This window comes from Novosphingobium sp. BL-A-41-Hi4A-0G (genome assembly GCF_055521735.1).
The window spans coordinates 664,443-679,447 of record NZ_CM145501.1 but is presented as its reverse complement, the minus strand read 5'-3'; the positions used below and the strand labels follow the sequence as shown (position 1 = coordinate 679,447).

10 protein-coding genes are annotated in these 15,005 nt (G+C 63.1%); 6 read left to right on the top strand and 4 right to left on the bottom strand.

Annotated features, from left to right (window positions below; translation table 11 throughout):
* The first annotated feature begins 51 nt into the window (after positions 1-51).
* Positions 52-1,827 (top strand): DEAD/DEAH box helicase, encoded by a 1,776-nt coding sequence (locus ACZ1JX_RS03465; RefSeq protein WP_465125399.1) that lies wholly within the window; start codon positions 52-54, stop codon positions 1,825-1,827.
* A gap of 62 nt (positions 1,828-1,889) precedes the next feature.
* On the opposite strand, the gene lepA is transcribed toward ACZ1JX_RS03465, so the two are convergent.
* Positions 1,890-3,707, bottom strand: a complete 1,818-nt coding sequence (gene lepA, locus ACZ1JX_RS03460) for a translation elongation factor 4 (protein ID WP_465125398.1) — start codon at positions 3,705-3,707, stop codon at positions 1,890-1,892.
* A gap of 301 nt (positions 3,708-4,008) precedes the next feature.
* Between lepA and ACZ1JX_RS03455 the strand changes: the two genes are divergently transcribed.
* On the top strand, positions 4,009-5,463 hold the full coding sequence (locus tag ACZ1JX_RS03455; protein ID WP_465125397.1) for a porin: 1,455 nt from the start codon (positions 4,009-4,011) through the stop codon (positions 5,461-5,463).
* A 7-nt stretch (positions 5,464-5,470) separates the two neighbouring features.
* Here the strand turns inward: ACZ1JX_RS03455 and ACZ1JX_RS03450 are convergent, their stop codons facing one another.
* Positions 5,471-6,460, bottom strand: a complete 990-nt coding sequence (locus tag ACZ1JX_RS03450) for a hypothetical protein (RefSeq protein ID WP_465125396.1) — start codon at positions 6,458-6,460, stop codon at positions 5,471-5,473.
* 231 nt (positions 6,461-6,691) lie between these two features.
* Between ACZ1JX_RS03450 and ACZ1JX_RS03445 the strand changes: the two genes are divergently transcribed.
* Positions 6,692-7,066 carry a glycine zipper 2TM domain-containing protein gene (locus ACZ1JX_RS03445; RefSeq protein ID WP_465125395.1) on the top strand — a complete coding sequence of 125 codons (375 nt, stop codon included), beginning with the start codon at positions 6,692-6,694 and terminating at the stop codon, positions 7,064-7,066.
* 54 nt (positions 7,067-7,120) lie between these two features.
* On the opposite strand, the gene ACZ1JX_RS03440 is transcribed toward ACZ1JX_RS03445, so the two are convergent.
* A complete protein-coding gene (locus ACZ1JX_RS03440) occupies positions 7,121-9,169 on the bottom strand; it encodes a S46 family peptidase (RefSeq protein WP_465125394.1) in 2,049 nt (682 codons plus the stop codon).
* Positions 9,170-9,572: 403 nt separating this feature from the next.
* Between ACZ1JX_RS03440 and ACZ1JX_RS03435 the strand changes: the two genes are divergently transcribed.
* The 3 genes from ACZ1JX_RS03435 (at position 9,573) to ACZ1JX_RS03425 (ending at position 13,620) form a co-directional block, all read left to right on the top strand.
* Positions 9,573-10,847: a class I SAM-dependent methyltransferase gene (locus tag ACZ1JX_RS03435; protein WP_465125393.1), complete on the top strand. Its 1,275-nt coding sequence runs from the start codon at positions 9,573-9,575 to the stop codon at positions 10,845-10,847.
* A 91-nt stretch (positions 10,848-10,938) separates the two neighbouring features.
* Positions 10,939-12,144, top strand: coding sequence for a hypothetical protein (locus ACZ1JX_RS03430; protein WP_465125392.1), 1,206 nt, complete (start codon positions 10,939-10,941; stop codon positions 12,142-12,144).
* A gap of 132 nt (positions 12,145-12,276) precedes the next feature.
* The gene (locus ACZ1JX_RS03425; RefSeq protein ID WP_465125391.1) at positions 12,277-13,620 is read left to right on the top strand and encodes an aldehyde dehydrogenase family protein; all 1,344 of its coding nucleotides are present in this window, start codon (positions 12,277-12,279) and stop codon (positions 13,618-13,620) included.
* 4 nt (positions 13,621-13,624) lie between these two features.
* Here ACZ1JX_RS03425 and ACZ1JX_RS03420 read toward each other — a convergent pair whose 3' ends face one another.
* Complete coding sequence (locus ACZ1JX_RS03420) at positions 13,625-14,830, bottom strand: aromatic ring-hydroxylating oxygenase subunit alpha (protein WP_465125390.1); 1,206 nt, start codon at positions 14,828-14,830, stop codon at positions 13,625-13,627.
* Positions 14,831-15,005: the final 175 nt, after the last annotated feature.

Sequence of the window (15,005 nt, the reverse complement as noted above, 5' to 3'; positions counted from 1 at the left end):
CCCAACACTGATGCGAATGCCGCAGACGCGGCAGGAATGGCGATTTTGACGATGACTTTTGCACACCTCCCCAGCCAGCTTGCGCAGGCTCTCGAAGCGCATGGCTATACCGCGCTGACTCCGGTCCAGAGCGCTGTCAGCGAACCCGAAGCCCATGGCCGCGACCTTGTCGTCTCGGCGCAGACCGGCTCGGGCAAGACCGTGGCGTTCGGCCTCGCCATGGCAAACGAACTGATCCGCGACGAAAGCGCCCTGCCTTTCGCAACCGCGCCCCTCGCACTGGTCATCGCTCCCACGCGCGAACTGGCCCTGCAGGTCAGCCGTGAACTGCAGTGGCTCTATGCCCCCACCCACGCCCGCATTGCCACCTGCGTCGGCGGGATGGACCCCTCGCGCGAGCGTCGGATGCTGCAGGGCGGCGCGCACATCGTTGTCGGCACGCCGGGCCGCCTGCGCGATCACCATGAGCGCGGCGCGCTCGACCTTTCGGCACTGGCCTGCGTCGTGCTCGACGAAGCCGACGAAATGCTCGACATGGGCTTCCGCGAAGACCTCGAGGAACTGCTCGACGCAACGCCGGAAAACCGCCGCACGCTGCTGTTCTCGGCCACGATGCCAAAGCCGATCGAAGCGCTCGCCAAGCGCTACCAGCGCAATGCCCTGCGCATCTCGACCGTGGGCGAGAACCGCGGCCATGGCGACATCGCCTACCGCGCCGTCGCCGTAGCGCCCGCCGAGATCGAGGCCGCCGTCGTCAACCTGCTACGCTTCCACGAAGCCGAGACCGCGATGCTGTTCTGCGCCACGCGCGACAACGTCCGCCGCCTCCACGCCACACTGCTGGAACGCGGGTTCACAGCCGTCGCGCTGTCCGGCGAGCACAGCCAGTCCGAACGCAACAACGCGCTCCAGGCCCTGCGTGACCGCCGCGCCCGCGTCTGCGTTGCCACCGACGTTGCCGCGCGCGGCATCGACCTGCCCTCGCTCAGCCTCGTCGTCCATGTCGAGATCCCGCGCGATGCCGAGACCCTGCAGCACCGCTCGGGCCGCACCGGTCGCGCCGGCAAGAAGGGCACAGCCGTGCTCATCGTGCCGTTCCCGCGCCGCCGCCGCGTCGAGATGATGCTGCGCGGTGCGCGCATCAACGCCGAGTGGGCCGATGTACCGACGCCTGAAGCGATCCGCGCGCAGGACCGCGAGCGCCTTCTCGAAACGATCCTCGCACCTGTCGAGACGGACGAAGCCGATCTCGAGATCGCGCGCACCCTGCTCGAACAGCGCAGCCCTGAAGAGCTTGCGGCAGCGCTCGTGCGCGCCCACCGCGCCGCGCTGCCCCAGCCGGAAGAGCTGCTTTCGGGCAGCGATGCAGGTCGCGCCCAGCCCGCGCATCGCCCCGGCTTCGACGATGTCGTGTGGTTCCGCATGGACGTCGGCCGCCGCCAGAACGCCGACCCGCGCTGGATCCTGCCGACGCTGTGCCGCCGCGGCCACGTCTCGCGCCAGGAGATCGGCGCGATCCGCATCGCGCCCAACGAAACCTGGTTTCAGGTCCCGCGCGCCATTGCCGAGCGCTTTGCCGAAGCCGTGCGCCGAACCGCCGATCCCAAGGGCGAGGACGAGAACGGCATCCACATCGAAGCCGCTCCCGATGGCCCGCGCGAGGTTGCCCGCGATAATCGCCGGGGTGCCAATGATGGCCCACGCCACAACGGTCCCCGCAATCTCGCCCCGGGTGGTGATGAACGCCGCGGCCCTCGCCGCCCGCATCCCGCCGGTGCCCGCCCGCAAGGCAAGCCGCACCGCAAGGGTCCGCAAGGCGCTCGCTGATACGAAAAGGCCCGCCGGAAGCGATCCGGCGGGCCTTTTGATTCCAGACTTGAGACCGAGGCCTATTCCTCGCCCATCCGCAATGCCGCAATGAAGGCTTCCTGCGGGATCGAGACATTGCCGTACTCGCGCATGCGGGCCTTGCCCTTCTTCTGCTTTTCCAGAAGCTTCTTCTTGCGGGTGATGTCGCCGCCATAGCACTTGGCAGTCACGTCCTTGCGCATCGCCGCAATCGTCTCGCGCGCCACGACCTTGCCGCCGATGGCCGCCTGAATCGGAATCTTGAACAGATGGCGCGGGATCAGGTCTTTGAGCCGCTCGCACATATGCCGCCCGCGCGCTTCGGCAGCGCTGCGGTGCACGATCATCGAAAGCGCATCGACCGGCTCGTTGTTGACGAGAATGCTCATCTTGACGAGATCGCCCTCGCGCAGACCGATCTGCTCGTAATCGAACGAGGCATAGCCACGGCTGATCGACTTCAGGCGGTCATAGAAATCGAATACCACTTCGTTGAGCGGCAGCTCGTAGGTCACCTGCGCGCGCCCGCCAACATAGGTCAGCCCGGTCTGGATGCCGCGCCGGTCCTGACACAGCTTGAGCACCGAACCGAGGTATTCGTCGGGCGTGTAGATCGTGCCCTTGATCCACGGCTCGTCGATCTGCTCGATGCGGCTGGGATCGGGATAGTCGGCCGGATTGTGCAGCAGAATCTCGCGCGCACTGTCAGTGCGGCTGGCGCGCAACTGGATGCGGTAAACCACTGAAGGCGCAGTGGTAATCAGGTCGAGATCGTACTCGCGGCTGAGGCGCTCCTGAATGATTTCCAGGTGCAGCAATCCAAGGAATCCGCAACGGAAACCGAAGCCCAGCGCCGCGCTCGATTCCATCTCGAAGCTGAACGAAGCGTCGTTGAGGCGCAGCTTTGCGATGCTCTCGCGCAGCTTCTCGAACTCTGCAGCATCGACCGGGAAGATGCCGCAGAACACCACCGGCTGCACTTCCTTGAAGCCCGGCAGCGCATCGACTGCGCCCTGCTTCACCGTGGTGATCGTGTCACCTACGCGCGCCTGCGCCACTTCCTTGATCTGTGCGGTAATGAAGCCGATTTCGCCCGGCCCCAGTTCGTCCAGCGTCTCGATCTTCGGGCGCATGCAGCCCACGCGGTCGATCAGGTGTTCGGTGCCACCGGCCATGAACTTGACCTGCAGGCCCTTCTTTATCACCCCGTCGATCACGCGCACCAGAATGACGACGCCGAGGTATGGGTCGTACCACGAATCCACCAGCATCGCCTTCAGCGGCTTGGTGCGGTCCCCCTTGGGCGGCGGAATGCGCTCGACCACGGCGTCGAGCACTTCCTCGATGCCGATGCCGGACTTGGCGCTGGTCAGTACCGCATTGCTGGCATCCAGCCCGATCACGTCCTCGATCTCGGCCTTGACCTTTTCCGGCTCAGCGGCGGGCAGGTCGATCTTGTTGATAACCGGAACGATCTCGTGGTCGTGCTCGATCGACTGGTACACGTTGGCCAGCGTCTGCGCTTCCACGCCCTGTGCCGCGTCCACGACCAGCAGCGCGCCTTCGCACGCGGCAAGGCTGCGGCTCACTTCATAGGCGAAGTCGACGTGGCCCGGCGTGTCCATCAGGTTGAGCTGATAGGTCTTGCCGTCCTTGCCGGTGTAATCGAGACGCACGGTCTGCGCCTTGATGGTGATCCCGCGCTCCTTCTCGATGTCCATGTTGTCGAGCACCTGCTCGGACATTTCACGTTCGGTCAGGCCGCCGGTGTACTGGATCAGGCGATCCGCCAGCGTGGACTTGCCATGGTCGATATGGGCGATGATGGAGAAATTGCGGATAAGCGCGAGGTCGGTCATGTCGGTCTTTGAAATGAAAGCGGTGCGGTGCGCACTGCAGGGCCGTTAGCAGGCCTCGCTCTGCGAGTCACGATGGCCCGAGGCTCCACCGCCGAATCTGCGCCAGCAACAATTCATTACAATAAAAAGACGGTTGTTTGACAATGGGCCCAAGCTGCCGAAATCAGGAATTTATGACGGGGATACAGAGATTTACGCGAAATAACGCGCCCCTATCCCTCTGAATTACGTCATTTCACTGTCACAAACCCGTCATTTTCCCGACCTAGCCCCCCAGCAACATTTGCGACGGAGGCATAAGGTGGTAGGCAACAGGGCGTTCAGGGCAGCACTCGCGGCGAGTGTCTTCTTGTCGGTCCCGCAGATCGCGTCAGCAGCGGAAGATCAGGATGCCAAAATCGCCGACCTGCAGCGCCAGGTTGACGAGCTGAAGGCCATCGTGAAGGCCATGCAGGCCGCGCAAGGCACGCCGCAGATGGCAGCGGCGGCCCCTTCTTCTGCTGCAGCGCCTTCCTCGCCCGCGTCACCTACCCCGGCAACGGCAACCCCTGCCGCAAAGCCCATCGTTCTCGCCGCGGCCACACCCGAATCCAAGCCTGCCGAAAAGAAGAAGGCGTGGTACGAAAAGCTCATGATCCGCGGCTACACCCAGCTGCGCGTGAACGAGGTCGTCTCCGGACCCAAGTCTGCCCCTGCGGGCATCTCGCGCCTGCGTTCGGTGCAGGACAGCGGCATCAACGATACCGGCAACTTCTCGATCCGCCGTGCCCGCCTTGTCGTTCAGGGCGACATTTCGAACCGCGTCTCGCTTTACATGCAGGGAGATCTTTCCGCAGCGGTCAACAACCAGTCGGGCACCGAACCGCGCCAGAACTTCTTCCAGATGCGCGACGCCTATGCCGATGTGTTCCTCGACAAGAAAAAGACGCTCAAGCTCCGCCTTGGCCAGTCGAAGGTGCCGTTCGGCTGGGAGAACCTGCAAAGCTCGTCCAACCGCATTCCGCTCGACCGTACCGACGCGATCAACGCTCCGGTCCCGGGTGAGCGCGACATCGGCGTGGTGCTCTATTACACCCCGCCGAAGGTGCAGAAAATCTGGGACGAGCTGAACCACGAAGGCCAGAAGCTGTTCGGCAACTACGGCGCATTCGCCGCCGGTGTTTTCAACGGCCAGGGCACCAACCGCATTGAACGCACCGGCGGCGTGATGACAGTTGCGATGGCGACAATGCCGTTCCGGCTCGACGGGCTTGGCCTTGATGGGCAAGTGGCGGAATTCGGCTTCACCGCCATGCGCAACCAGTTCCGTCCGGAGATCCGTTCCGGCGGTGTCTCGACGCTGTCTTACGACGATAACCACGTCAGCATCCACGGCATGATCTATCCGCGCCCGTTCGGCATCCAGTCCGAATGGACCTTCGGCACCGGGCCGCAGTGGGATGCTGCAAGCGCCTCGATCAAGTCGAAGCGCGCCACCGGCGGCTATGTCATGGCGATGTACCGCATTCCGGAATCACCGGTCGGCCAGATCATCCCCTTCGCGCGCTGGCAGAAGTATCGCGGTGGCTGGAAGGCTTCGACCAACGCGCCGCGGCTTGAGACCGACGAGTATGAAGTCGGCGTCGAATGGCTCCCGCTGAAAGAGCTGGAGGTGACGCTGAACTATGCCAACGTCACCCGCAACGAAGCCGACGAGCGGCGGACCGGCCGAGCCAAGGGCGACCTGATCCGCGCGCAGGTGCAGTGGAACTATTGATCCCGCATCAACGGGCGGCGAAGGCACTCGAGAGACGGAAAACGCCCTGCGCCGCCGCCCCGTTGACGTAGCGCACGCGGTAGAGCGTGGCGCTGCCGAACGCACCGGTCAGCCGCACCGACAATTGCTGCGCGCCGTTCGCTGCCACGGCGGCCGAAGCGACCGGCTGATAGGTCGCCCCGGTATCGAGCGACTGGTCAACGAACAGCGTGCCCGCCACGTCGGCAAAGGCCGTTGCGTTGAAAAAGCAGTACTGCGTTGCCGCACTGGCGCGACCGGCGCCTGTGAAAGTGCCTGACGCTGCCAGCGAAGTGGTACTGTCGGTGTAGCCGACGGTCGTGTTCACCGTTCCCGTAACGCTCACGTTGCCAATGGTGGCACTTCCGCCAGCAAGCGAGGTGCCGATCACGTTGAGCGGACGGCGCTTGAGAACCAGCACGATCGTTACAGAGCCACTGCCAAACGTGGAGACCCGCGCGCGGACCTGGCCTGCGCTGCTGGCGAAAGCGAAGATGCCGCCACCCGTCGAAGTCGTGGAGGGCGAATTGGTTGATCCGTTGGCTGCGATCACCGGCAGGACCGCCCAGTTCACGCCATCGTTCGACTGCTCGTAGCTGACGGTGCAACCGTTGCCCCCCGCGATCACATGGAATGTCCCGCCGCCAAACCCGGCGAGCGAGCTGGCTACGACAGTGGTGGCGGATGCAGCCGAGCCCTGGACGGCAAGACCGTCAGGCACGTCGTCGACGAACACGTTGCCGATGTGCGCAGTGCTGGCAGGCAATGCGCTCGGCGTCACAGGAAGCGGAGCTGTCGCGCTGACCGACTGCTGCGAGCCATCTGCCAGCGAAAATGCCAGGGCGCCACTCGTCACCGGCAAGGGCTTGTCGAGCGCGACGAGTTCGGCCGAACCATCGGGCTTGGCATAAGCAACAGCGTTGACCGTGGTATAGCGTGACGGGAAGGTTATCTCGGGATTGGGCATCGATGACTCCATTGCTTTGCGGAACAATCGACCGAGGTACATAACCATATTGGTTCGTGTAGGAAAATGGATTGTTGGCGCCGGTTCCCGGCATTTCGCCGCGAACACTCTTCCACTCATCGCGAATCTTGCATGTTGTCGGCTTGTTCATCTGACGTTGGGGATCGCCGCGCAAAACTGTCCGTTGTCACGCCAAGTCCCGTTCGGACCTGCGCAATCGCATGCAAATTCAGGGAGTATCCCATGAAGAAAGCCATTCTCGCCGCCACGCTGGCTGCTGTTGCCCTTCCCGCAGCCCCGGTGCTGGCTGATCCGCCGCATTGGGCGCCCGCACATGGGTACCGCGCCAAGCACGATCGTGTTTACGACAGCCGCGGTCGCTATATCGAACCGCGCCGCATCACCAGCCGCGATCAGGTCTGGCGCGGTCGCGACGGGCGCTACTACTGCAAGCGCAGCAACGGCACGACCGGCCTGATCATCGGCGCGGCCGGTGGCGCGCTGCTTGGCCGCGCGATCGACACGCGGGGAGACCGTGCGCTTGGAACCATTCTCGGCGCTGCGGGCGGTGCCCTGCTTGGCCGCGAGATCGAGCGCAGCGGCGGCCGCTGTCGCTGATCGGGTCCAGCCAAATGAAATTGGGGGGCGGAGCCGCGTTGGCTCCGCCCTTTTTCATTTGCGGGTCAGTTCCCTGACGAGCGCCGGAGCGGGATAGATCACTTCCAGCGCGTGTTGCACGGCAGCCGTGCTGACTACGACGGTGCGGTTCACACCGCCTTGGTAGCCATAGTTTCCGCCAATCGAATGGATGTTGCCGTCAAATGCAGCGCCGATCACGCTGCCATCGCGGTCGATGACGGGTGATCCGGAATTGCCGCCAATGATGTCGTTGGTGGTCACGAAGTCGAACAGGATCGTCTTGTCGATCTTCGCTTCGTTGGCGGAAAATGCGCTTGCCAGATTGAACGGCTCTGATCCGGTCGCGCGCTCGAACGCGCCACCGATGGTCGTCACTGGCGCCACGTCCTGCCCGCGTTCCTTCCAACCATGCACCTTGCCGTAGCTGATGCGCAGGGTGAACGTCGCATCGGGATAGACGTTCTCGCCAAAGGCCATGAACCGCGCATCGGCGAGCCGCGCCCCGGCCTGCGCCAGCGGCCCGGCGTAACGCTCGTCCACCAGCTTCTTCAGCTCCCGTTCGCGCCCGTCGATCTTGCGGGCATAGACGATCATCGGATCGGTCGAAGCCTCGATGGCCTTCGCCCCGCCCTCCCACAATGCCTTGCGCACAGCGGGATCGGCCAAAGTGGTTCCGCCAACCAGCCGCTCGGCCAGCGCTTCGGGCGATTCCTTGCCAAGCAGCAGCCTCGTATCCGCATCATCGGGCCCCAGATACTCCCGCGCCTTCGACAGGCTCCACGCAAATTCGAGCTGCTCCATCCACGGATAGACCGGCGCTTCATCGAGCAAGGTCTTTGCGGTCAGCTCAAGGTTGCTGTCGCGAAAATCGGGCAAGCGGTCGGCGTTCGGCTTCTCGCGCTCCGCTGCGCCCTGCACTAGCATCAGCGCCTGTTCCATAAGTGTCGAGCGTAGAACGATAAATCGCCAGGGGAAGTAGATGTCGCGATAGGCCTGCACCGCCTTGGCCGTATCCGCCCACGGATCGCCAAGCCCCGGCTTGCCGAGAGTCTTCGCCTTGAGATCCGCCTCGGCATCCTCAAGCATCTTGAGAAAAGCAGGATCATTCAAGGCCTTCTGCCGGCCGATATAGACCTTTAGGCTGTTCTCGATCCCGAACAGCTCATCAGCGCCCTCCCGCTTCTGCTGCGGGCTCTCTTCCATCGCCGAGATCAGGCGGCCGCGCAGCTCGGATAGAATTGTGGTGGTCAGGGGCAGTCCGACCTCGCGCTGAAAGGCGATCTGATCGGTGGTGAAAAGCCGCTGCGTTGCTCCCGGGTTGCCCACCACGAAAGTCGCTTCGCCTACCTTCGGCCCCCGAGAGTTCCATGAGAGATGGGTGGGAGTTGGAATTGGCTTGCCGTTCTCATACGCGCGCAGGAATGCGGCATCGAGCGCGTAGCGCGGGTAGTTGAAGTTATCCGGGTCGCCGCCGAAGAATGCGGCCTGAAATTGCGGTGCCCAGGCCAGGCGGACGTCCGAGTACTTGCGGTAGGTATAGAGCTTGTACTGCCCACCCCCGAACAGCGTAACCACCTCGCAACGCTGCGTTTTCGCATACCTGCAGCCGTCCTTCTCGATGCGGGCGACCTCCGCATCGCGCGCCTTCACCAGCGCCTCGCCGGTCGCCGAACCGAGCGCGGCCTTTACTCGCGCGGTCACATCGCTGATCGCCGTCACGACTTCAGCCTGCTGTCCCGGGCACTTCAGCTCCTCTTCCCGTCTTGCGGGCACGAACCCGTCCTTGAGGAGATCGCGCTTTTCGGTCGAATTGTCCTGCGCGCATTCGACGACGCAGTGGTGGTTGGTGAGGATCAGCCCCTCTGGCGAGACGAAGCTGGCCGAGCAGCCGCCGGTCAAACGCACCGCCGCCGCCTGAACCCGTGCCAGCCACTTCGCATCCGGGGCCCAGCCATAGTCCTTTTGCATCCGTGCCGTCGGGAAAGCGTCAAAGGTCCACATGCCTTCATCGGCAAGGGCCTGCGTAGAATGGAAGCCAAGCGCCACCAGCGCAACGGAGGCGGCGAGACGGAATCGGACCATGGCACCCTGTCCTGAATAGTTACAATTGCAATTGCATTAGGGTCCAAACTCAATCAGGGCACGTTCGAGGTTCGAGGCAGAATGGCTCAGCGCAAGGAGGCAGGGCGCAGGAATATGTCGATATTGCAAGTCCTGCCGACGCGGCGATGGGCCATTCTGGTCGAACCCCTTCGGGGCGTCCAAATGGCTTCGATCTCGGGCAAACCGGCCCTTGCAAAGGCAACCAGCCTTCGCAGCGGGCCGCTTCACCCGATACCTTCGCCATCTGGACGCCTCGAACGTGCCCTGATTGAGTTTGGCCCGTAACCATCGCACGTGGAAAACCGGTTTGAAAGTGACAATGTCACATGGACTTGCCCCAATTAATCCTTGCGACAGGTTCCGCTTTGCATACCTTGTGCCCATGTGGCTGCTAGACCAGATGCTCAAGAGGCTGATCCGCAAGGGTAAGCTCATCGTTATTGATCACGACGGCAAGGAGTACGCCTATGGCGAGCCGTCTGCCCCGCCGCTGAAAATCCGCTTCACCGACAAGGGCGCGGCGATGCATGTGGCCAAGGACCCGCGCGTCGGCGCGGGCGAGGCCTATATGGACGGGCGCATGGTGATCGAGCCGCCCCACGACGTACGCGATTTCGTGCTGTTCGTGATGGGCAATGCCAGCAGTGCCGGCGGGATCGACCGCAAGGGACCGATCCGCAAGGCGCTAGGCAAGGTCGTCTCGCGCATCGACCAGATCAACCAGCGCGCGCAGGCCTCCAAGAACGTCGTCCACCACTACGACCTGACGCGTCAGTTCTACGAACTGTTCCTTGACGAGGACCGGCAATACACCATGGCCTACTTCCGCGATCCGGCAAACACGCTGGAGCGCGCGCAGGTCGACAAGAAAGCGCTGATCGCCTCGAAGCTACGTCTTGAACCGGGCCGCGCCGAAGGCATGCGCGTGCTGGATATCGGCTGCGGCTGGGGCGGCCTTGCGCTCTATCTTAACCGGCATTTCGGCTGCGAAGTGCTGGGCGTGAGCCTTGCGCCAGACCAGATCAAGTTCGCGCAGGAGCGGGCCGAGGCCGCTGGCGTGGCCGACAAGGTCAAGTTCCAGCTCATCGACTATCGCGACGTCCAGGGCCAGTTCGACCGCATCACCAGCGTCGGCATGATCGAGCACGTCGGCGCGCCCAACTTCGGCGAGTATTTTGCCAAGACCAACGAACTGCTCGATCCCGACGGGATCATGCTGACGCACACCATCGGTCGCAAGGGTGCTCCCGGCACAACCGACAAGTGGACGCGGAAGTATATTTTCCCCGGGGGCTACATCCCGGCAATGAGTGAACTGGTCTCGGCACTGGAAAAAACCGGCTGGGAAGTCGGTGATATCGAGGTGCTGCGCTACCATTACGCCTATACGCTGGCCGAATGGTACCGCCGCGCCACGATTCACCGTGACGAGATCGTCGCGCTTTACGACGAGCGGTTGTTCCGCATGTGGCAGTTCTACCTTGCCGGAGCCGAACAGAGCTTCCGCCACGGCGGCATGGTCAACTTCCACATCCAAAGCGTGAAGCGCCGCAGCGCCCTGCCGATGACGCGCGACTACATGCAGCAGGAATGGGCGCGGCTTGCGGCGCTTGATGATGCGCCGGAGTGGCATCTGGAGCGCAAGGCCGCGGAATGAGCCGAGCTTGAGCAGACTTGACCGGAAGACCGTCTGTGGCGAATAGACGGAAGGTCTTGAGCAACGGACCTTCGCGCTTTTGGGGGTCGTCTTGCGCCACGTTCTGTCGCCCGTCGCCTTGCTCGCACTCGCCTCACCTGCTTTGGCGCAATCAATCGAACTGAAGCCGCTGGCCAACGCCCGGCTGCGCTATGAACGGGCCGAGGATGCGGCGTCTCCGAGGACATCCGACGCCGTCACACTCCGGCTTCGCAGCGGTATCGAAGCGCGCAGCGGCCCGGTTTCGGTCATTGCCGAAGCCGAAGGCACGCTCGCTCCAGTCAACCGCTACTTTGACGGTCTGCATGCCCGCCCCGGCTATCCGATCGTGGCTGATCCCGAGAACATCGAACTGAACCGCGCTCAGGTCCGCTATGACTGGCGCGGCGGATCGCTTACCGCCGGGCGCCAGAAGATCGAACTCCTTGACCAGCGCTTCGTCGGATCGGGCGCTTTCCGTCAGAACGAGCAAACATTCGACGCAGTGCGCATGCAGGCAACGCTTGCAGCAGGGCTCAGCGCGGACATGACTTTCGCGTGGAGCCAGCGGACGGTTTTCGGCTTCAACGGCCGGGGGGCTCGCCAGACCGCAGTGAGCGGGGACAATGTGTTCGCGATCGTCAGTTATGCGAGCCCGCTCGGGCTGGTGAGCGCGTTCCACTTCTCCGTCGATCAGGACGAAGCAGCGGTACAGGGCTACCGCCTGTCCAGCCGCAGCAGCGGATTGCGTCTTTCGGGCAGCCATGCATTCTCGAACGACACCGCACTCTCCTTCGCGGCAAGCTGGGCGACCCAAAACAACCATCATCGCAATCCCAACCGCTATACCGCGCAGTACCTGCTGGGCGAGGCGACGTTGCGGCACAGCGCACTCTCAGTCACTGGCGGATTCGAGAAGCTGGGGGCCGACGACGGACGCCCCTTCACCAGCTTTCAGACGCCCGCGGGTGCGCTGATCAAATTTCAGGGCCTTGCCAACAAGTTCGCGATCACACCGTCTGATGGCCTGCACGATCTCTATGCGACGCTTGGCTCCACCTGGAAACGTCATGGCGCGATCAAGACCGTCACTCTTTCAGCGACAGCCCACCGTTTCACCAGCGACCGCGCGGACCGGGTTTACGGACATGAGTTGGATCTCATCGGCATAGTCGGTCTGGGCAAATGGTCGGTTTCGGCACGCTATGCACGCTATGATGCGAGCACCTTTGGAAGTAACGCCGACCGTATCTGGCTCGCCGCCGACTGGCAGCTTTGACCGCCACAAACGCATGATCATCTGGTGAAACGGCACAAGCTCACCGAGCCAGCGTCACTACAGGCACATTGCCACGGCTCGGGCCATTTGTTAGTGAAGCTAACGAAACAGCTTACGCAGGATACCCGTGCCATGACCGCTCCTACCGCAGCCGATCTTTCCGCCGACATCGCCCGCATCTTCGCACTCCAGCAGGCGCACATGTGGGAAGCCAAGGCCTCAAGCGCCGAGGTGCGCAAGGAGAAGCTCACCCGCCTGAAGACCGCTGTCGAGGCCCATGCTGACGACATCGTCGCCGCCGTGCTGGAAGACACGCGCAAGCCGGTGGGTGAAATTCGCGTGACCGAGGTCATGAACGTCACTGCCAACATCCAGCGCAACATCGACAATCTCGATGAGTGGATGAAGCCGGTGGAAGTTCAGACTTCGATGAACCCGGCTGACCGCGCCGAGATCCGCTATGAAGCGCGGGGCGTGTGCCTGATCCTCGGGCCATGGAATTTCCCGCTCGGCCTTGCGCTCGGCCCTGTCGCCGCGGCAATCGCTGCGGGCAACACCTGCATTGTCAAGCTGACCGACCTGTGCCCGGCCACCGCCAGGATTGCCTCGGTGATCATCAAGGAAGCCTTCGACGAGAAGGACGTGGCGCTGTTCGAAGGTGACGTTTCGGTGGCGACCGCGCTGCTCGATCTGCCGTTCCACCACATCTTCTTCACCGGCTCCCCGCGCGTCGGCAAGATCGTGATGGCGGCGGCCGCCAAACACCTCACTACGGTGACGCTGGAACTGGGCGGCAAGTCGCCCGTGATCGTCGACGACAGCGCCGACATCGACCAGATCGCCGCGCAGCTTGCTGCCGCCAAGCAGTTCAACGGCGGACAGGCCTGCATCAGCCCCGACTATGTCTTCGTTAAGGAGGACAAGAAGGCGGCGCTGGTCGATGGCTTCCGTGCAAACGTCGAGAAGAACCTCTACAACGAGAGCGGCGCGCTGAAAAAGGACGGCATCGCGCAAGTCGTCAACAAGGCGAACTTCGATCGCGTGAAGGCGATGTTCGATGATGCCGTGGCCAAGGGCGCGACGGTGGCCGTGGGCGGCACATTCGAGGCGGACGACCTTACCATCCACCCGACCATGCTGACCGACGTTACGCCGCAGATGACCATCCTTCAGGACGAGATATTCGCGCCGGTGATCCCGGTGATGACTTACGACACGCTCGATCAGGCAATCGGCTACATCGAAGCCCGCGACAAGCCGCTGGCACTCTATGTCTACAGCAAGGACGAGGCGAACGTCGAGAAAGTGCTGGCGCGTACGTCGTCAGGCGGCGTGACGGTGAATGGCGTGTTCTCGCACTATCTGGAAAACAACCTGCCCTTCGGCGGCGTGAACACCAGCGGCATGGGCAGCTACCACGGCGTCTTCGGCTTCAAGTGCTTCAGCCATGAGCGGGCGATCTATCGGCATATGTGATTTTCTAGCGCGACTGGACGATCGCGGCGAGGCTCGCCCCATCGGGAGCCTCCACGAAGCGGTCGATCCAGTCGTGGAATTGCTGCACGCCGCCTTCGTTGCGACCGAACTGCACCCTTGGCAGCAGGCCTGACGACAACACTGCCTGCTGGTCGCGAGACATTGGCAGGTCCTCCTGCCCCACGACATGACCGAGGAAATCGGACATCGCTCGCGCATCGACGCGCAGCTCGTCAGCAGGCGGGTTCTCATGCAGGAACATCTGCACGGTCACGGATTCCCCGACGCGCTCTCCAGGGAATACCTGCGAGATGATCACGCCACGCCCACCCTTGTAGAAGCAGTTGATCGACACGTTCGGGAAGATGATCCATTCGCCGAACAGCAACGCGTTCATCGGCCATTCGCTTTCGGGCAAGGAGGCAAGGCTTGCGACATCGTCCTGTTCGAGCACGTGATCTGTGCTGGTGACCAGCCCAAGGCGCTGGTGTGGGCCGTACTGGAAGTACTCGGCAAGATTGCTCATCCCCGGGCCGAACGTTGCCTTGTGCAGGACCGGCAGGTGATAGAACTCGAGATGGGCATCGAAGGCGAGCTTCCAGTTCGCTCCGTCTAGCCTGCGGGTTTCGAAGTGATGCCAGCTCTCGAAACCGAAGCCAGCCAGAAGCTGGTCGTATCCACCGAGGAACGCGTCGAAATCGGCTGGGGCGCCGGGCTCCAGCACTGCCCATATGAGCCCGGCTCGCTCGGTCGTCGGGAAGGAAACAAGCTGGCTGGCGTCGGAATCGACATCGCCAAACTTTTCGCGGGAAGCGACGGCAAGCAGCGAACCGTCAAGGCGGAAGCTCCACGCGTGGTAAGGACAGACCAGTCGCTTGGCGTTCCCGCAATCGCGGACAAGCCTTGCACCGCGGTGGGTGCAGGCGTTCAGGAAAGTTCGCACCACCCCATCGGTCCCGCGTGACAGGAGGATCGGGACTCCGGCAACGTCCATCGACTTGTAATCGCCCGGGTTACGCAGTTCGCAACTGGCCGCGAGCATCAGCGGAGCCCGGCGAAAGAGGCGCTGCTTTTCCTGCTCGAACAGGTCGGGGTCGGTATAGATCGAGGATGGGCAGGAGAAGCTGCCGGCAGCGGGCGTGATCGTTCCAGTAGCGAGGCGCTCCAGCATGCGTCTGGCATCGCCAACGAGTTGTGCGCGAACGTCCACTTACTGCTCCCTTGTCCATGGCGGTTCGCCGCCGCCTTGAGCCACCGGCAAATCATTTCCTTGCGGAACTGGCTAGCTGGGCATTCTGTGAGGCAGCGACAGCTCGGCGTGCGCCGTTCGGCTTATATCCGCGGCGGCGCGGTCGCCCTAGCAACCTCGTGGCAGTCGAGGGGAA

Excerpts from the sequence above, each read along its gene's own strand:
- ACZ1JX_RS03435 (WP_465125393.1), top strand. The coding sequence starts at position 9,573 with ATGTGGCTGCTAGACCAGATGCTCAAGAGGCTGATCCGCAAGGGTAAG.
- lepA (WP_465125398.1), bottom strand. The coding sequence starts at position 3,707 with ATGACCGACCTCGCGCTTATCCGCAATTTCTCCATCATCGCCCATATC.
- ACZ1JX_RS03445 (WP_465125395.1), top strand. The coding sequence starts at position 6,692 with ATGAAGAAAGCCATTCTCGCCGCCACGCTGGCTGCTGTTGCCCTTCCC.
- ACZ1JX_RS03425 (WP_465125391.1), top strand. The coding sequence starts at position 12,277 with ATGACCGCTCCTACCGCAGCCGATCTTTCCGCCGACATCGCCCGCATC.
- ACZ1JX_RS03465 (WP_465125399.1), top strand. The coding sequence starts at position 52 with ATGACTTTTGCACACCTCCCCAGCCAGCTTGCGCAGGCTCTCGAAGCG.
- ACZ1JX_RS03450 (WP_465125396.1), bottom strand. The coding sequence starts at position 6,460 with ATGGAGTCATCGATGCCCAATCCCGAGATAACCTTCCCGTCACGCTAT.
- ACZ1JX_RS03440 (WP_465125394.1), bottom strand. The coding sequence starts at position 9,169 with ATGGTCCGATTCCGTCTCGCCGCCTCCGTTGCGCTGGTGGCGCTTGGC.